The following is a 17411-nucleotide window of genomic DNA, read 5'->3' as shown; positions in this document are numbered from 1 at the left end:
GCCGGCGGCCGGCCCCGAGGGGTCGGCCGCCGGCCGCGGTGCCTCAGCGGCGGGGTGCCGGCGGCCTAACCCATAGACGGCGGCGGGAGCGCGGACTGAGTGGCGAGAGCCAGCTGCCCGCGGCGGACACGCACGACGATCACCGTCCAGGCCGAGCAGGAGAACGCGGCCAGAACCGCACAGAGCAGGTACCCGCCGCCCACGAGCAGCGCCTCATCGCCAAGGACGTCGCTGCCGAGGAACCCACCAAGCCAGCCTTCGATCGTCCAGGAGAACCAGAGCATCACGAGCCAGCAGCCCCACCAGGGCACGAGGATCCAGCCCAGCCCGCGACGCGAGGTGGCCCGCAAGACGTCCGCGACGGCGAGTACCGGAAACCAGAGCGACAGCAGGGGAACGACCCAGCCGAGCCAGGTCCATGCGAGGGCAAGTCGGTAGCGGTAGCCCGGGGCGTAGGCCTCGGCGAACCTCCGGCCCCTGTGCAGCCAGAGCGCTACCACGACCAGCACCGCGAGCAGGTAGACCCGCACCGGCATGTAGGCGAGGTCGAACGCGGTCTGGTCCGTGGCGTCGTACGGAAGGCCTTGTGCAACCGCGTCACGCCACGTCTCCTGGGAGGCGAGGCCCGCAAACCCGAGGACGACCAGCCAGGCCACCCAGATCCAGCCCAGCACGATCACCGTGACGGCCAGGCCGGTCGGCGGAGGTGGTGGTGCCGGCACCGTGCCGCCAGGTTGCGGAAGCGCCCCTGACGCCTGTGCCGGAACCTCGGGGTCGATCACGACGCGTACCCACCGCGGGCGGCCGCGATCCGCTCCCCCTGGGCGCGCGTGACGTCCCGGATGATCCGGATCCACAGCACGAGAGCGACGATGCACGCCAGGGTGGCGACGCCCTCGAGCCCGACCAGCGCGTCCGCGGCGGAGGACGCCGAGTCCTCGCTGCTGCTCGCCACGAGGCGTCCCACCAGGTTGGAGGCGCCGAAGAAGACGAGCCATGCCGCCCACCAGCCGCCGATCCCTGACACCGGCCCGCGCGACGTCGCCCGACGCACGTCGCGCACCACCTGGAACGGGAACCAGAAAGCAACCACGGGAACCATCCAGCCGAGCCAGACCCAGACCGGCCCGCGCTGGTGACGGAACGTGGGGTTGGCGGCGACGGCGGTCGAACGGCTCTGATAGAGCCAGAGACAGGTGACGACGTAGGCCGCGAGCTGGACCAGGCCGGACAGCAGCGTCATGGCGTCGTACCCGGTGAACGTGCTGTCGACGGCCGACACGCCCGCCTCGCCCGCCTCGCGCAGTGCCTCGGCCGCCTGCGGCGCCAGCAGGAGGCCCAGCACCTCGGTGGCCGTCCACACGGAGGCCAGCACGATCGAGGCCGTCCCCAGCCCGGCGGCGCTGCGCAGCTGCGGCGGCTGCGGCAGCTGCGGCGGGGGCGCGCCGTAGGTCTGGTGCAGGGGCGGCATCGGACCGGTCGGTGCCGGGCCCGGCTGCGGGCCGGCGGGCGGCGTCGAACCCGAAGGCGGGGCGTACGGGTCGAACGGTTGCGTCATGGGGTGGTGCCCTTCGTGGTGCGGCTGGAAAACACCCGAACGCTAGCCCCGGGAAACCAGGACGTTGAGCCAATAAGCGGGTGAACTTCGCAGACCACGACATCCGGACCGGCCGAAGAGACGACAACACAACGGGCGGGGTAACGCTGAGGTAGCAGTGCTATCTCAGCGTTGCCCCGCCCGAGGGGTGGTGCTTACCTGCCGATCACGCCTCGACGACCACCGGCACGATCATCGGCTTGCGCCGCAGCCGGGTGGCTACGTAGCGACCGATGGTCCGCCGCATGATCTGCTGAAGCTGGTGTGTGTCCGTGGCCCCGCCCGCGATCGCGTTCTCCAGCGCCGCGGTGACCTCCGGCATCACCTTGTCGAACACCGAGGCGTCCTCGGCCATACCCCGCGCCAGCACCTGCGGGGGTGCCAGCACCTTACCCGTCGCCGTGTCGATCACGGCGAAGACTGAGACGAAACCCTCCTCGCCCAGGATCACGCGGTCCTTGAGCTCGGCCTCGGTGATCTCGCCGACCGAGGAACCGTCAACATACACGTAGCCGCACGGCACGGCGCCGACCACGGAGGCCTTGCCGTCGACGAGGTCGACCACGACGCCGTCCTCGGCGAGCACCACACGGTCGGCCGGCACGCCCGTGCGGACCGCGAGCGCCCCGTTGGCCACGAGGTGCCGGACCTCGCCGTGCACCGGCATGACGTTCTTGGGCTTGAGGATGTTGTAGCAGTACATGAGCTCGCCGGCCGAGGCGTGCCCGGAGACGTGCACCTTGGCGTTGCCCCCGTGCACGACGCGCGCGCCGAGGCGGGTGAGCCCGTTGATGATGCGGAAGACGGCGTTCTCGTTGCCCGGGATGAGCGACGACGCGAGGATCACGGTGTCGCCGTACTCGACCTGCACCTTGTGGTCGCCGTTGGCCATGCGCGACAGCGCCGCCATCGGCTCGCCCTGCGAGCCGGTGGACATGTAGACGATCTGGTCGTCCGGCACCGAGTCGGCCTTCTTCAGGTCGATGAGCACGCCCGGGGGCACGTCGAGGTAGCCGAGGTCGGCGGCGATGCCCATGTTGCGCACCATGGAGCGCCCCACGAGGGCGACCCGGCGGCCGTGGGCGTGCGCGGCCCGCAGCACCTGCTGCACGCGGTGCACGTGAGAGGAGAACGACGCGACGATGATGCGCTTGTCGGCGTGCGCGAACACGTTGTCCAGCACGGGGCCGATCTCGGCCTCGGGCGTCACGAAGCCGGGCACCTCGGCGTTGGTGGAGTCGACCATGAACAGGTCGACGCCCTTCTCGCCGAGACGGGCGAAGGCGCGCAGGTCCGTGATGCGGCCGTCGAGCGGCAGCTGGTCCATCTTGAAGTCACCGGTGTGCAGCACGGTGCCGGCGGCGGTGGTGACCGCCACGGCGAGCGCGTCCGGGATGGAGTGGTTGACCGCGACGAACTCGCAGTCGAAGACGCCGAGCTTCTCGCGCTGCCCCTCCTTCACCTCGAGGGTGTAGGGCTTGATGCGGTGCTCCTTGAGCTTCGCCTCGATGAAGGCGAGCGTCAGGCGCGATCCCACCAGCGGGATGTCCTTGCGCAGGCGCAGCAGGTATGGGACGGCACCGATGTGGTCCTCGTGCCCGTGCGTCAGCACGATCGCCTCGATGTCGTCGAGACGGTCCTTGATGTAGTCGAAGTCCGGCAGGATCAGGTCCACGCCGGGCTGGTTGTCCTCGGGGAACAACACGCCGCAGTCGATGATCAGCAGCCGTCCGGCATGCTCCAGGACCGCCATGTTGCGTCCCACCTCGCCCAGGCCGCCGAGGGCGACCACACGCAGTCCGCCGTCAGGCAGTGCGGGGGGCAGGGACAGTTCGGGGTGAGGATGACTCACGTGGCCTCCAGGCCTCGTTCCAACAGAAAGTATTAGTGCCCGGCGGAGCTCGCCTGAGCGAGCTCGTTCACCTCGGGCTGGTGTGCGTCGCCGTCGCGCAGCAGGCCGGCCTCGGCCAGCACCGCGCGCAGGGCGGCGACCTCGTCGTCCGACGCGGCGACGTTGGGCAGACGCAGGAAGCGGTTGTCCGTGACGCCCAGCAGCTCGACCGCCGCCTTGGCCATCACGGCCTGGGCGCCTGCGCCGTTCAGCGCGTCGATGACGCCGGTCGTCGTGCGGAAGACCTCGATCGCTCCGGCGATGTCACCGGCGTCGAACCGGCGGACCGTCTCCGCGAAGTGGGCGCCGACCACGTGGGCCGACACGGACACGATACCCGCACCGCCGACGCTCAGGAACGGCAGGAGCAGCCCGTCGTCGCCCGAGTACCAGGCCAGGCCGGTCTCGCCGATGAGCTTGCTGGCCGCGTAGACGTCACCGGTGGCGTCCTTGTTCGCGACGATCCGGGGGTGCTGGGCCAGCCGCCGGTAGGTGTCGGGGGCGATGCGCACCACGGTGCGACCGGGCACGTCGTACAGCATCACGGGCAGGTCGGTCGCGTCGGCGACGGCCACGAAGTGCTGGTAGAGCCCCTCCTGGCTGGGCCGGGAGTAGTACGGGGAGACGACGAGCAGGCCGTCCGCGCCGGACTCCGCGGCCTGCTCGGCCATGCGGATCGCGTGCACGGTGTCGTTCGATCCGGCGCCCGCGACGACCGCGGCGCGGTGGCCCACGGCCTCGACGACGGCGGCGACGAGCTCTTCCTTCTCCGGGGTGTGCGTCACCGGCGACTCGCCGGTCGTGCCGGACAGGACGATGCCGTCGTTGCCGTCGTCCACGAGCTTCTTCGCCAGCTTCACCGCTGCCTTCAGGTCCACGGCGCCGTCGGGCGTCATCGGGGTGACCATGGCAGTCAGGACCGCGCCGAACGGGCGCGCGGGATCAGTGGGAAGAACCATGGGCCTACCGTACCGTTTTCCGCCCCGTCCCCGGGCTTGGGCCCGCCGACCCGCCGGGTGGCACATCGGCCTCCACGAGCGCCTCCAGCGCCGCGAGAGCGCGGGCGAGATCGTCGTTGACCAGGCGGAGCACGCCGGGGGTCCGCGCCACCTCCCGCAACCCCTCCGCGTAGGCGTCCGTGAGTGCCGGCCCGAGGTCACCCCGGTGGGTCGCGGCGTCTCGCCGGAGGCGCTCCGCGACCACCCCGCGCGGCGCCTCCACCAGCACGTGCGTCCAGCGGGCGGACGCCGCCGCGGCGGCGTCCGCGAACCGGCGCACCTGGTCCGGCCGCGCCACGAGCTGCGGGACGACGACGTCGTGCCCGGCGCGCAGGTGCTCCACAGCCATGACGAGCCCGAGCGACCGAGCAGGGCCCGCCGTCTCCCCCGGCGGGCCGCTGATCAGCGCGCGGACCACGTCGATGTCGAGGTTCAGCGCGCCCGGCCGCCGGGCCGCCCACGCCGCCGCGAGCGCCGACTTGCCCACCCCGGGCAGGCCGTTGAGCAGGACGAGCCGCGGCGCCGACATCAGGCTCACCGCTGGACCAGCACGCCGTCCTCGTCCGCGTACACCATGGCGCCCGGGCGGAACAGCACGCCGCCGATCTCGACGGGCTCGTCCAGCACGCCCGCGCCGGTCTTCGCCGACTTGCGCGGGTTGGTGCCCAGCGCCTTCACGCCGAGCCGCAGCCCGCCGATCGCGACCGAGTCGCGGATCGCGCCGTGGACGATCGCCCCGGCCCAGCCGTTCTCGACGGCCGCCGCGGCGATGAGGTCGCCCATCAGGGCGCTGCGGAGCGAGCCGCCGCCGTCGACCACCAGGACCGCGCCCTCGCCGGGCGTCTGCGTCACCGCCTTGACCAGCGCGTTGTCCTCGTGGCACCGCACGGTGCGCACCGGTCCGGAGAAGGTCCGCACCCCGCCGAAGTCGCGCAGCTGCAGGGCCAGCGAGGCCAGCGCCTCGCCGTGCTCGTCGTACAGGTCGGCCGTCGCGGTCATGGTGATCCCCCGTCTCGTTGGCGTGCGCCAGACGATACTTGGTCCCAGGGGCCGGGTTGCCGACGCGCTTGCGCCGGAGTGGATACTCGGAATATGACGGCGACGACGCTCTCCCCCGCCCTCGTGGCGCACCTGCCCACCGGCCTCCTCATCGACGGGCACTGGGGCCCCGCGTCGGGCCGCGCCACGTTCGAGGTCACCGACCCCGCCACCGCCCAGCCCATCTTCGACGTCTCGGACGCCACTGCCGCCGACGCTGTCCGCGCCCTCGACGCCGCCCACGCGGCCGCCCCCGCCTGGCGCGCCGTGCCGCCGCGCGAGCGCTCCGAGCTGCTGCGCGCAGTCTTCGACCGCATCGTCGCCCGCGCCGACGACGTCGCCGCGCTCATCACCGCCGAGGCCGGCAAGCCCCTGGCCGAGGCCCGCGCCGAGGTGGTCTACGGCGCCGAGTTCCTGCGCTGGTTCGCCGAGCAGGCGGTGCGCGCCGACGGCCTGGTGCGCACGGCGCCGTCGGGCGGCAACAAGCAGTACGTGAGCCGCCGGCCCGTGGGGCCGGCGCTGCTGATCACGCCCTGGAACTTCCCGATCGCGATGGCGACCCGCAAGATCGCTCCCGCGCTCGCGGCCGGCTGCACCGTGGTGGTCAAGCCGTCCGAGCTCACCCCGATGACCACCCTGCTGGTCGCCGAGATCATCCGCTCGGAGGCCGAGTCGCGCGGCCTGCCGACGGGCATCGTCAACGTGGTCCCGACGACCCGGGCCGGCGATGTCACCGAGCCGCTGTTCGGCGACCCCCGCCTGCGCAAGGTCTCGTTCACCGGCTCCACCCGGGTGGGGCAGGTGCTGCTCGCGCAGGCCTCGAAGAACGTGCTGCGCAGCTCCATGGAGCTGGGCGGCAACGCGCCCTTCGTCGTGTTCGAGGACGCCGACGTCGACGCCGCCGTGCAGGGCGCGCTGATCGCCAAGCTGCGCAACGCCGGCCAGTCCTGCGTCGCGGCCAACCGCTTCCTGGTGCACGACGCCGTCGCGCGCACCTTCGCGGACAAGTTCGCCACCGCGGTGGGCGAGCTCGTGACCGCCCCGGGCACGCAGCCCGGTGCCCAGGTGGGCCCGCTCATCAACGAGGCCGCCGTCGAGAAGGTATCCGGCCTCGTGGACGACGCCGCCGCGCACGGCGCCCAGGTGCTCACCGGCGGCTCCCGGAAGGAGCGCCCCGGGCACTTCTTCGAGCCGACGGTGCTCACCGGGGTCAGCGGTGACGCGCGGATCGTCACCGAGGAGATCTTCGGCCCGGTCGCGCCGATCGTGGCCTTCGGGTCCGACGACGAGGCCTACGAGCTGGCCAACGGCACCCCGTTCGGCCTGGCCGCCTACGCGTACACGACCTCGCTCGCCCGGGCCCAGCGCGCGATGGACGAGATCGAGGCCGGGATGATCGGCATCAACCGCGGCCTGGTGTCCGACGCGAGCGCGCCGTTCGGCGGCGTGAAGTCCTCCGGCCTGGGCCGCGAGGGCGCGGAGGCGGGCATGGAGGAGTACCAGGAGACGGTGTACGTGGCGCTGTAGCGCGTCCGGCTCGCGGTCGCCGGACCGGCCCGGTGCGGCGACCACGTAGCCTCACGGCGTGAAGGTCCTCCCCACCGACCCGGCGGCCCGGGCCGCCGTCCGCCAGGGCGTGAGCGTCTCCGTGGCCACCGGCCTGTACGGCATCTCGTTCGGCGCCCTGTCCGTGGCGGCCGGCGTCGGCCTCGGCCCGACCATGGCGCTGAGCCTGCTCATGTTCTCCGGCGGCTCGCAGTTCGCGCTGATCGGCGTGATCGGCGCCGCGGGCACGCCCGTGGCCGCGATCGCCACCGCCACCCTGCTCGGCCTGCGCAACACCCTGTACGGCGCCGTGGTCTCGCCGCTGCTCCAGGTGCGCGGCTGGCGCCGGCTCGCGGCCGCGCAGGTCACGATCGACGAGTCGACGGCGGTCGCCGTGGCGCAGCCCGACCCGGCGGTGTCCCGGATCGGGTTCTGGGTCACCGGGCTCGGCGTCTACGTGCTCTGGAACGCGTTCGTGCTGCTCGGCGCGCTGGCCGGTGACGCGCTGGGCGACCCGCGCGCCTGGGGGCTCGACGCCGCCGCGGCGGCCGCGTTCCTCGCCCTGGTCTGGCCCCGGCTGGCGCCGCGCCGCGCCCAGCTCGTGGCGGGCCTCGCCGTCACGGCCACGGCCGTGCTCATCCCGTTCGTCCCGCCCGGCATCCCGGTGCTCGCGGCGGCCGCCGTGGCGATCGTCGTGGGGCTGGTGGCGCCGACGTCGGTGCCGGCCGAGGCGCCGTCCGACCCGGCCGGGGACACGCCGGCAGAACCCGAGAACGAGACCGACCGGGAGCCCGTCCGATGACCACCGCCGCCCTCTGGACCACCGTGCTGGTGGCCTCCCTGGCCTGCTTCGCGCTCAAGCTCGGCGGGCACCTGGTCCCGCGCTCGTGGCTGGCCTCCGAGCGCGTCTCGCGCGTCACGACGCTCGTCACGGTGGCGCTGCTCGTGTCGCTCGTCGTGGTCCAGGGGTTCGCGGACGGCCGCACCCTCGTGGTCGACGCCCGGGTCCCCGCCCTGGCCGTCGCGGCCCTCGCCCTGGCCCTGCGCGCCCCGTTCATCCTGGTGGTGGTCCTGGCAGCCGCCACGGCGGCGGGTCTCCGCGCCCTCGGCTGGGGCTGACCCGACGCCCTCCGGCGGGGTGCCGCTAGGGTTGAGCGTGGCCCTTTTTCGCGAGACCGCCGATGTGTCCGTCCGCCCCGCCGTCGCCGGTGACGAGGCGGCGGTGACCGACGTCCAGGTCGCCGCGTGGCGCGCCACGGGCGTGCTGGGCGAGGGGGTGCTCGAGCAGCTCGACGTCCCCGCGATGCGCGAGCGCTGGGCCTCCGCGATCACCTCGCCGCCCGGACCGGGGTTCGCCGTGCTGGTGGCGCTCGCCGGCCCCAAGGTGGTCGGGTTCGCCGCCGTCTCCCCCGGCCAGGTGCTCTCGCTCGAGGTGCTGCCCGAGTCGCAGCGCGGCGGGCACGGCTCGCGGCTGCTGGCGGCCGCCGTCGACCGGCTCCGCTCCGACGGCTCCGACACCGTGACCACCTGGGCGCTGGTCGACGACACGGCCCGCGCGCAGTTCCTCGCGGCCAGCGGACTCGGCGAGGACGGCCGCAGCCGCACCCTGGCCACCGGGGTGCGCGAGGTCGTCGAGCACCGCTGGTCCGCCCAGATCTGACGCCGTCCCGGCGCGCGGCCGGAGCGGTCGTGTTCGGCAGGCGAACTCAAGGTTTCACGCCCGCGTGACAGTCCCGTGACACGACCTTGCGACCATCGACTCCATGGGGATCCGCACGGAGTACTTCGCAGCACCCACCGACGAGGTGGCGGCGACGGCGCTCCACACGCCTGGAGGGCCGTCCGAGCCCGACCTGCGCACCGACCAGCCCCGGTTCGACGCCGTCGCGGTGCCGTCCGTGGACCCGTTCGTGATGCTCGGCGGGCTGGCCGGCGTGCTGTCCGGCCGGCCGTACGCCGAGGTGACGGCACACCCGCGGCACGGCGCGCTGGTCGGCAGCGGCGGTGAGGAGGGGCCGTGGGTGGTGACCGTCTCGCAGATCCTCGTCGACGACCTGGCCTCCGCCGGCCCCACCCGCCTGGCCGCGGCAGCCCGCGAGTGGTCCGGCGACGCGACGCCCGCCGTCGCCCCGCAGGTGCTCGTCTCGGCGCTGCTGTCCCTGGGGGCGCTCGCCGCGCGCGCCGCGGACGAGCGCAAGGGCGTGTACTGCTGGACGAGCCTCACCGACTGAGCCGGAGGTGCAGCGCAGGGTGGGGGCCGAGGAACGAGGCACCCGCCCGGAGCGGAACCGCAGGCTCGGTCGGTAACAAGCAGAGACTGGGAGCACACCGCCTTGAGCGCCACCGTCGTCCACCGGTTCGGGCCAGAGTCCCCCAGCGGCGGGCTGACCGCGCTGCTGACGGCCTACCACCTGCGGACCGAGGCCGAGAAGGGCGTCCCGGTCGACGACGTCGCCGCGCTGCCCGCGCGCTATCTGGCGGAGATCACCGACCCGCGGTCGGCGTTCGCGGGCGACACGGTGCTGGTCGCCCGGCACGGGGACGCCGCGGTGGGCTGCCTGGTCGTCACGGCGCCCGTCGCGGGCCGCGCGGAGCTCAAGCGGCTCTGGACGGACCCGGAGCTGCGTGGTCAGGGCGTGGCCTCCCGCCTGATCGACGCGGCGCTGACCGGGCTGGCCGACGCCGGCGTGCGCACGCTCGCGCTGTCCGTCTGGAAGTGGCGGTCCGGCGCGATCGGCCTGTACGAGAGGCTGGGCTTCGCCGTCGTCGACCCGTGGGACGAGCGGGCGGATCTCGTCTGCATGGAGCGGGTCCTGTAGTCCGCGCGCCCGAGGGACGAGGCACGTGCGCGACGGGGTTCGCGGAGGTGCTTCACTTGCCCCCGTGAACCGCGCCCGTAACCCGCTCTGGCGGACTCTCGTCGAGCTCCGCGGCAACCCCCGCGCCTGTGTGTGGACCGAGCCGCTGTGGGGCCTGTCCATGGCCCTCGTGCTGCCGTACGCCTCGGTGTTCATGCTGGCCCTGGGCCTGCACGACGCGCAGATCGGGTTCCTCGCGACCATCGGCATGATCTCCCAGGTCGGCTTCGGGCTGGCCGGCGGGATCATCACCGACCGCCTCGGCAGGCGGGCCACGACGGCGTGGTTCGACGTGATCGCCTGGGTGATCCCGTGCGTGCTGTGGGCGTTCGCGCAGGACTTCTGGTTCTTCCTCGCGGCGTCGCTGGTCAACGGCGCGCTGCAGGTCACGCAGAACTCGTGGGACTGCCTCATGGTCGAGGACGCCGAGCGGGGCAAGATCACCCGGATCTACTCCCTGGTGAAGGTCGCGGCCGACTGCTCGGCGCTGTTCGCGCCGCTGGCCGCCGTCCTGGTCGCCCAGCTCGGGCTGGAGCCCGCGGTCCGCATCCTGTACATCAACGCCGCGGTCGTGATGACGGTCAAGATCGTCTGGCTCTACCTGTGGTCCAACGAGACCCGGCAGGGCCGCGTCCGGATGGCGGCCACGCGCGGGCAGAGCGTGTGGAGCCTGCTGGCCGGGTACCGCGGCGTGCTCGGCCTGCTGCTGCGCTCGCGCGGATCGCTCCTCGCGCTGGCCGTGGCCGCGCTGACCGCGGCGGTCACGCTCGTCAACGGCACGTTCTGGCAGGTGGTGGCCAGCCAGCACCTGGGCGTGCCGGACGCGCTGCTGCCGTTCTTCCCGATGGTCCGCTCGGTGCTTTCGGTGGTCTTCTTCTTCACGCTGATCCCGCTGCTGACCACCGCCGTCGACCTGCGGCGCGCGACCCTGCTCGGGTTCGGTGTGCACCTCGCCGGGCAGCTCGTGCTGGTGGCGATCCCGGCGGCGAGCGGCGGGGCGACGGCGTCGACGTACGCGTTCCTCGGGCTGTGCCTGCTGCTGGACAGCTTCGGCGCGGGCATGCTGTTCATGCTGTCGGAGTCGCTCGTGGCGCTGCACGTGGACGAGGGCGAGCGCTCGCGCGTCATGGCGATCCAGCGCACGTGCATCATGCTGGCCGCGGCGCCGTTCGGCTGGATCTCCGGCTGGCTGTCCGGGATCGACCGCACCTACCCGTTCGTCCTGACGTCGGGGCTGCTCGTCGTCGGGCTCGTGCTGGTGTCGCTGCGCTGGGTGCCGACCCACCCGGGCGAGGAGCCCGCGCTGACGGCAGACCCGGCCTGACGGTCCGGTCCGGCCTGCCGGTCGGGTCCGGCCCGCCGGCCCCGTCCGGGCTGCCGGCCCCGCGGGACGACGAGGTCAGGCGCGGAACAGCCGGGCCGCGTGCCGCAGTGCCTCGCGCGCCCGACGGCGGTCGCCCGCGGCGTCGTACGCGAAGGCCAGGCGGTACCGGGCACGCCAGTCCTCGGGCGACGCCTCGACGGCCACCCGGTACGGCTCGAAGGCCTCGTCGGCGGCGGCCCGGTCGATGCGCCCGCCGGGCGAGCGCGGCAGGTCGTCCACGGGCAGGTTGCCCTCGGCGAACAGCGTGTCCGCCATCTTCTGCACGGTCGCCGCCAGCCAGTACTCCTTGGCGATCAGCCCGATGACCAGCAGCGGGATGACCAGCACGCCCAGGCCGATGGCGATCAGCACCGGCTCGCCGGTGCGCATCATCGAGACGCCACGGCCCGCGATCTGCCACACGTACAGCGCCAGCAGCGCCGTGACGGCGATGGCCCCGGGCAGCCCCCGCGGCAGCTTGCGGCCCGACGTCGGCCGCTCGCCCGGGCTCGCGGACCCCGGCTCGCTCACGACAGGTCCAGCACGTTCTCGAGGCCGACGGTCAGCCCGGGGCGGGAGACCACGGAGCGCACGGCGAGCAGCACGCCCGGCATGAAGGAGGCCCGGTCGAACGAGTCCTGCCGGATGATCAGCTGCTCCCCCTCGTTGCCGAAGAGGATCTCCTCGTGCGCCACGAGACCGCGCAGCCGCACGGCATGCACACGCACCCCGTCGACGTCGGCGCCGCGGGCCTCCCAGCCCGTCTCGGTCGCGTCGGGCGACGGCCCGCGGCCGGCCTCGGCGCGGGCGCGGGCGATCGCGGCGGCGGTGTGCCGGGCGGTCCCTGAGGGCGCGTCCACCTTGTTCGGGTGGTGCAGCTCGACGACCTCGGCGGACTCGAAGTACCGCGCGGCCTTGGCCGCGAACGTCATCGCGAGCACCGCCGAGAGGCCGAAGTTCGGCGCGATCAGCACACCGAGGGAGCCCAGCCCGCCCTGGCCGCGCGGCGAGATCTCGGCCAGGTGCGCCGAGACCCGGGCGCGCGAGGCGTCGTCCCACCCGGTGGTGCCGACCACGGCGTGCGCGCCGGCGTCGAGCACCGCGTGCACGTTGGCCTCGGTCACGGCCGGGACGGTGAAGTCCACGGCGACGTCGGCCCCGGCGAGGGTCTCGGCCGAGACCGTGTCGCCACGCCCGAGACGGGCCACGAGCTGGAGTCCGTCGGCCGCCTCCACCGCGGCGCAGGCCTGTGTGCCCATGCGGCCGGTCGCACCGAGCACGGCCACCTTGATGTCACTCACGTTCCCACCCTAGTCAGTCGTCGAACGGGCCCACGCGGACCACCGAGCGCGGGCGCGCGGCCAGGTCCTGGGCCAGGTCCCGCACGTCAGCGACGGTGACCGCCTGGATGCGCTCCAGCGACTCGGCCAGCGACAGCAGGTCGCCGTACACGAGCTCGGCCTTGCCCAGGCGGCTCATCCGCGAGCCGGAGTCCTCCAGCCCGAGCACGGTGCCGCCGCTGAGCTGCCCCACGGACCGCTTCAGCTCGGCCTCCGTGATGCCGTCGTTCGCGAGCTTCTCCAGCTCCTCGACCAGCAGCTCGGTGACCTGGTCGGCCTTGGCGGCGGCGCAGCCCGCGTACAGGCCGAACGTGCCGAGCCCGCCGTGGGCGGACGCGAACGAGTACGTCGAGTACGCCAGGCCCCGCTTCTCGCGGATCTCCTGGAACAGGCGCGACGACATGCCGCCGCCGAGCACCGCGTTCAGCACGGACAGCGCGAAGCGGCGGTCGTCCGTGGCCGAGATGCCCGTGGAGCCGATGATGATGTTGGCCTGCTCCACGGAGCGCTTGATCGTCAGCTCGGCGCCCGCCTCCGGCACGCCGGCCCGGTCCTCCGTGGTGGGCCTGCGGTCCCGCGGCGCCGTGGCCGGGTCGAGGTCCCAGCCGCCGTCGGTCAGCGCCTGGGTGACCTGGTGCACGAGCTTGTCGTGGTCGATGCCGCCGGCCGCCGTGATCACGAGGGTCTCGGGCCGGTAGTTCCAGCGGTAGTGGTCCCAGACGGCGTCGCGCGGCACGGCGTTGATGGTCTCCGGCGTGCCCCCGATGGGGCGGCCCAGCGCGTGGTCGCCCAGCACGACGGCGGAGAACTGCTCGTGCACGACGTCGGTCGGGTCGTCGTCGTTCATCGCGAGCTCTTCGAGGATGACGCCGCGCTCGGTCTCGAGCTCGTCGGTGTCCAGGCGCGCGGAGGTGACCATGTCGGCGATGACGTCCACGGCCATCGGCAGGTCGGAGTCGAGCACCCGCGCGTAGTAGCAGGTGTGCTCCTTGCCGGTGGCCGCGTTGGCCTCACCGCCGACGGCGTCGAACGCCTCGGCGATGTCCATCGCGGACCGCCGGGCGGTCCCCTTGAAGAGCAGGTGCTCCAGGAAGTGCGTCGAGCCGAAGTGCCCGTCGGTCTCGTCCCGCGAACCGACGCCGATCCATGCGCCCATCGTGGCCGAGCGCTGGCCCGGCATGTTCTCGGTGAGCACACGGACACCGCCGGGCAGGACGGAGCGACGGATCGTCGCCCCGTCCTGCCCGGCGGTCAGCTCGGCACCGGGCTCGCCCGTGGGAACGAGCGGCAGGTGCCACGTCATGTCAGGCGTCCGCGGACGCGGTGGCCTCGGCGGCCGGCTCGGCGGCGTCGGACGCGGCCGACTCCTCCTCGTCGGTGACGGCGACCAGCGAGAGCTTGCCGCGCGGGTCGATCTCGCCGATCTCGACCTGGACCTTCTGGCCGATGGACAGCACGTCGTCGACGTTCTCGACGCGCTTGCCGCCCACGAGCTTGCGGATCTGGCTGATGTGCAGCAGACCGTCCTTGCCCGGGGACAGCGAGATGAACGCGCCGAACGACGTCGTCTTGACGACGGTGCCGACGAACCGCTCGCCCACCTCGGGGACGTGCGGGTTGGCGATCGCGTTGATCGCCGCGCGGGCGGCCTCGGCCGAGGGGCCGTCGGTGGCACCGATGTACACGGTGCCGTCGTCCTCGATGGAGATGTCCGCGCCCGTCTCCTCCTGGATCTGGTTGATCATCTTGCCCTTCGGCCCGATGACCTCGCCGATCTTGTCGACCGGCACCTTCACGGTGATGACGCGCGGGGCGTTCGGGGACATCTCGTCGGGCGTGTCGATCGCCTCGTCGAGCACCTCGAGGATGGTCAGGCGGGCGTCGCGGGCCTGGCCCAGCGCCGCACCGAGCACCGAGGCGGGGATGCCGTCGAGCTTGGTGTCGAGCTGGATGGCCGTGACGAACTCCTTGGTACCGGCGACCTTGAAGTCCATGTCGCCGAACGCGTCCTCGGCGCCCAGGATGTCCGTCATCGCGGCGTAGCGGGTCTCGCCGTCCACGGTGTCGGACACGAGGCCCATGGCGATGCCGGCGACCGGCGCGCGCAGCGGCACACCGGCGTTCAGCAGCGACAGCGTGCTCGCGCACACGGAGCCCATGGAGGTCGAGCCGTTGGAGCCGAGAGCCTCGGACACCTGGCGGATCGCGTAGGGGAACTCCTCGCGGCTCGGCAGGACCGGCACCAGGGCACGCTCGGCGAGCGCGCCGTGGCCGATCTCGCGGCGCTTCGGGCTGCCCACGCGGCCCGTCTCACCGGTCGAGTACGGCGGGAAGTTGTAGTTGTGCATGTAGCGCTTGCGCGTCTCCGGACCGAGCGAGTCGATCTGCTGCTCCATGCGGAGCATGTTCAGCGTGGTGACACCCAGGATCTGGGTCTCGCCGCGCTCGAAGATCGCCGAGCCGTGCACGCGGGGCAGCACCTCGACCTCGGCCGAGAGGGTGCGGATGTCCGCGAGGCCACGGCCGTCGATGCGAACGCCCTCGGTGAGCACGCGCTGGCGCACGAGGTGCTTCTGCAGCGAGCGGAACGCTGCGGACAGCTCCTTCTCGCGACCCTCGAACTGGGCGTCGAGCTGCTCGTGCAGCCCGGCCTTGATGTCGTCCAGCGTGTTCTCGCGCTGCTGCTTGTCGGCGATGGTCAGCGCGTCGCGGGTCGAGCCCGAGACGGCGGCCTCGACGGCGGCGTAGGCGTCGTCCTGGTAGTCCGGGAAGAGCTTGAACTCCTGCGTCTCCTTGGCGGACTGCGCGGCGAGCGCGGCCTGCGCGTCGCACAGGGCCTTGATGAACGGCTTGGCCGCCTCGATGCCCTCGGCGACGACCGTCTCGTTCGGAGCGGCGACGCCCTCGTTCTTGATGAGGGTCCACGCGTTGTCGGTGGCCTCGGCCTCGATCATGGCGATCGCGACGTCGTCACCCACCACACGACCGGCGACGACCATGTCGAAGACGGCGCGCTCCTTGTCGGAGTACTTGGGGAACGCGACCCACTGGCCGTCGACCAGCGCGATGCGGACGGCGCCGACCGGGCCGTCGAACGGCAGGCCGGAGATCTGCGTCGACGCCGAGGCGGCGTTGATCGCCAGCGTGTCGTACGCGTCGTCGGGGTGCAGGGCCATGACCGTCAGGACGATCTGGACCTCGTTGCGCAGGCCCTTGACGAACAGGGGGCGCAGCGGGCGGTCCGTCAGGCGGCAGGTCAGGATCGCGTCGGTCGACGGACGACCCTCGCGACGGAAGAACGAGCCGGGGATGCGCCCTGCGGCGTACATCCGCTCCTCGACGTCCACCGTCAGCGGGAAGAAGTCGAACTGGTCCTTGGGGTGCTTGCCGGCCGCGGTGGTCGACAGCAGCATGGTCTCGCCGTCGAGGTACGCGGCGACTGCGCCGGCGGCCTGCTTGGCGAGACGTCCGGTCTCGAACCGGACGGTACGGGTGCCGAAGCGACCGTTGTCGATCACTGCCTCGGCGAACTGGATCTCGGGACCCTCCACGGGTGCCCTCCTTCTGTTGGTGTTCTCTTGGAACGCCCCCGTGCCTGACGGTCATCGATCGAGGCCCACCGAGCCGCCGCTCGCGTGGAGCAGGAGACTCAGGAAGCCACTACCGAGGACCGGACGAGGTCACGGGCGGCGCTGTTGCGTTGTCGTACTACAGCATCTCACCAGACCAGCCCGGCCCCCGCGACGGGGGCCGGGCTGGTGGGAAGCATGATCAGCGACGCAGGCCGAGCTTGTCGACCAGGGCGCGGTAGCGCTCGATGTCGATCCCCTTGAGGTAACCCTGGAGACGACGGCGCTGACCCACGAGGAGCAGCAGACCACGACGGCTGTGGTGGTCGTGCTTGTGCTCCTTCAGGTGCTCGGTGAGGTCCTTGATGCGCTGCGTGAGGAGCGCGATCTGCACCTCCGGCGAACCCGAGTCGCCCGGCTTGGTTCCGTACTCGGAAATGATCTGCTGCTTCGTGGCAGTGTCGAGCGGCATGGCTCTCCTTCGGTGTCGTTGCGCGGTGCTCCGGGACTGTTTTCACCGGGGCGCTCTGGATCCGCGGCCGTTCTGACGGCGGTACCACATTACCAGTGCTTGACGACCCTGCCCGCCCGCGGGCGCCGACCGACCTATGACCCTCGTCTCGGGTCGTCGCCGGAGTCAGGTAGCCGGCTTCTCCTGGGCGCCTGCGTCCTGGCCTGCTGCTTCGCGGATCGCCCTGATGCGGGCCTCGTACTCCGCCTCGGTGAGCCAGGGTTCGGTAGCGAGCCGCACGATCCGGCCCGACTCGCCGTCGACGTGGTCGATCGGAGGCGGCGGCACCATGAGGTTCGGCACGTACCGGGACGTCGTGTAGCCGGCGGCATGTTCCACCTCACTCTGTCCCTTGATGGAGAGGAGAACCAGGCGTCCGCCAACGATCAGGGCCCCTGCCGCGAGCCACGACGGGAACCCGATGATCCCGGCGACCCACCAGACCCACGGGCCGTACCTGACGTCGTCGAACTGCGCGAGAGCCATGATGCCGCAGCACACGCCGATGAACACCAGTAACCCGGGAACTCCGATGCGCTTCAGCCTCCGGAGAGTGCGGTACCGGTCATGGACGGAACGAGCGGGCATGAGCTCGCGGGTCATCTTCGGGTGCCACTCGGTCATGTCTCGCCGTCGTCTCCCTGGCTGCCTGGAAATGCGAGTGGTCGGTAGTTTGTCAGGTGGTCGGCACCCTGGGGTGC

At 72.4% G+C, this 17411-nt stretch carries 19 protein-coding genes; 7 read left to right on the top strand and 12 right to left on the bottom strand.

Translation table 11 applies throughout. The features are described 5' to 3' along the window. Positions 1–65 precede the first annotated feature (65 nt). The 6 genes from ACFU5G_RS22300 to rraA all read right to left on the bottom strand — a co-directional run bounded on the left by ACFU5G_RS22300 (position 66) and on the right by rraA (position 5485). Positions 66–782 carry a DUF4328 domain-containing protein gene (locus ACFU5G_RS22300; RefSeq protein ID WP_377249716.1) on the bottom strand — a complete coding sequence of 239 codons (717 nt, stop codon included), beginning with the start codon at positions 780–782 and terminating at the stop codon, positions 66–68. Beyond that, complete coding sequence (locus ACFU5G_RS22295) at positions 779–1558, bottom strand: DUF4328 domain-containing protein (RefSeq protein ID WP_377249713.1); 780 nt, start codon at positions 1556–1558, stop codon at positions 779–781. The genes ACFU5G_RS22300 and ACFU5G_RS22295 overlap by 4 nt, the downstream gene beginning before the upstream one ends. Before the next feature lie 205 nt (positions 1559–1763). Further along, a complete protein-coding gene (locus tag ACFU5G_RS22290; RefSeq protein ID WP_036964360.1) occupies positions 1764–3449 on the bottom strand; it encodes a ribonuclease J in 1686 nt (561 codons plus the stop codon). A 32-nt stretch (positions 3450–3481) separates the two neighbouring features. Beyond that, positions 3482–4447, bottom strand: a complete 966-nt coding sequence (gene dapA, locus ACFU5G_RS22285) for a 4-hydroxy-tetrahydrodipicolinate synthase (RefSeq protein WP_377249710.1) — start codon at positions 4445–4447, stop codon at positions 3482–3484. Positions 4448–4451: 4 nt separating this feature from the next. Further along, the gene (locus ACFU5G_RS22280; protein WP_377249708.1) at positions 4452–5015 is read right to left on the bottom strand and encodes an AAA family ATPase; all 564 of its coding nucleotides are present in this window, start codon (positions 5013–5015) and stop codon (positions 4452–4454) included. 5 nt (positions 5016–5020) lie between these two features. Next, positions 5021–5485, bottom strand: coding sequence for a ribonuclease E activity regulator RraA (gene rraA, locus ACFU5G_RS22275; protein ID WP_377249705.1), 465 nt, complete (start codon positions 5483–5485; stop codon positions 5021–5023). 93 nt (positions 5486–5578) lie between these two features. On the opposite strand from rraA, the gene ACFU5G_RS22270 reads away from it, so the two are divergent. From ACFU5G_RS22270 to ACFU5G_RS22240, 7 genes are all read left to right on the top strand, one after another. Beyond that, positions 5579–7051 (top strand): NAD-dependent succinate-semialdehyde dehydrogenase, encoded by a 1473-nt coding sequence (locus ACFU5G_RS22270; RefSeq protein WP_377249703.1) that lies wholly within the window; start codon positions 5579–5581, stop codon positions 7049–7051. Between the two features lie 58 nt (positions 7052–7109). Beyond that, complete coding sequence (locus ACFU5G_RS22265) at positions 7110–7871, top strand: AzlC family ABC transporter permease (protein ID WP_377249701.1); 762 nt, start codon at positions 7110–7112, stop codon at positions 7869–7871. Next, on the top strand, positions 7868–8188 hold the full coding sequence (locus tag ACFU5G_RS22260; protein WP_020016801.1) for an AzlD domain-containing protein: 321 nt from the start codon (positions 7868–7870) through the stop codon (positions 8186–8188). The genes ACFU5G_RS22265 and ACFU5G_RS22260 overlap by 4 nt, the downstream gene beginning before the upstream one ends. 37 nt (positions 8189–8225) lie before the next feature. Further along, positions 8226–8729 (top strand): GNAT family N-acetyltransferase, encoded by a 504-nt coding sequence (locus tag ACFU5G_RS22255; RefSeq protein WP_026365940.1) that lies wholly within the window; start codon positions 8226–8228, stop codon positions 8727–8729. A gap of 103 nt (positions 8730–8832) precedes the next feature. Further along, positions 8833–9300 (top strand): hypothetical protein, encoded by a 468-nt coding sequence (locus ACFU5G_RS22250; protein ID WP_121387159.1) that lies wholly within the window; start codon positions 8833–8835, stop codon positions 9298–9300. Positions 9301–9402: 102 nt separating this feature from the next. Next, positions 9403–9888 (top strand): GNAT family N-acetyltransferase, encoded by a 486-nt coding sequence (locus ACFU5G_RS22245; RefSeq protein ID WP_377249699.1) that lies wholly within the window; start codon positions 9403–9405, stop codon positions 9886–9888. A gap of 64 nt (positions 9889–9952) precedes the next feature. Continuing rightward, positions 9953–11251: an MFS transporter gene (locus tag ACFU5G_RS22240; RefSeq protein ID WP_377249697.1), complete on the top strand. Its 1299-nt coding sequence runs from the start codon at positions 9953–9955 to the stop codon at positions 11249–11251. Between the two features lie 75 nt (positions 11252–11326). On the opposite strand, the gene ACFU5G_RS22235 is transcribed toward ACFU5G_RS22240, so the two are convergent. From ACFU5G_RS22235 to ACFU5G_RS22210, 6 genes are all read right to left on the bottom strand, one after another. Continuing rightward, on the bottom strand, positions 11327–11821 hold the full coding sequence (locus ACFU5G_RS22235; protein WP_377249694.1) for a hypothetical protein: 495 nt from the start codon (positions 11819–11821) through the stop codon (positions 11327–11329). Continuing rightward, positions 11818–12591, bottom strand: coding sequence for a 4-hydroxy-tetrahydrodipicolinate reductase (gene dapB / locus ACFU5G_RS22230; protein WP_377249692.1), 774 nt, complete (start codon positions 12589–12591; stop codon positions 11818–11820). The genes ACFU5G_RS22235 and dapB overlap by 4 nt, the downstream gene beginning before the upstream one ends. A 13-nt stretch (positions 12592–12604) precedes the next feature. Continuing rightward, a complete protein-coding gene (locus ACFU5G_RS22225) occupies positions 12605–13933 on the bottom strand; it encodes a M16 family metallopeptidase (protein WP_377249689.1) in 1329 nt (442 codons plus the stop codon). A 1-nt stretch (position 13934) separates the two neighbouring features. Beyond that, positions 13935–16181, bottom strand: coding sequence for a polyribonucleotide nucleotidyltransferase (locus ACFU5G_RS22220; protein WP_377249687.1), 2247 nt, complete (start codon positions 16179–16181; stop codon positions 13935–13937). Between the two features lie 220 nt (positions 16182–16401). Continuing rightward, a complete protein-coding gene (rpsO, locus tag ACFU5G_RS22215) occupies positions 16402–16671 on the bottom strand; it encodes a 30S ribosomal protein S15 (protein WP_020016810.1) in 270 nt (89 codons plus the stop codon). A gap of 165 nt (positions 16672–16836) precedes the next feature. Next, on the bottom strand, positions 16837–17196 hold the full coding sequence (locus tag ACFU5G_RS22210) for a hypothetical protein (protein WP_377249685.1): 360 nt from the start codon (positions 17194–17196) through the stop codon (positions 16837–16839). Positions 17197–17411: the final 215 nt, after the last annotated feature.

Source organism: Promicromonospora sp. NPDC057488 (genome assembly GCF_042802395.1).
In the GTDB taxonomy this organism is placed as follows: Bacteria; Actinomycetota; Actinomycetes; order Actinomycetales; family Cellulomonadaceae; genus Promicromonospora.
Note: the sequence above shows the minus strand (reverse complement) of the source record. Positions and strands in the feature narration are given on the sequence as shown.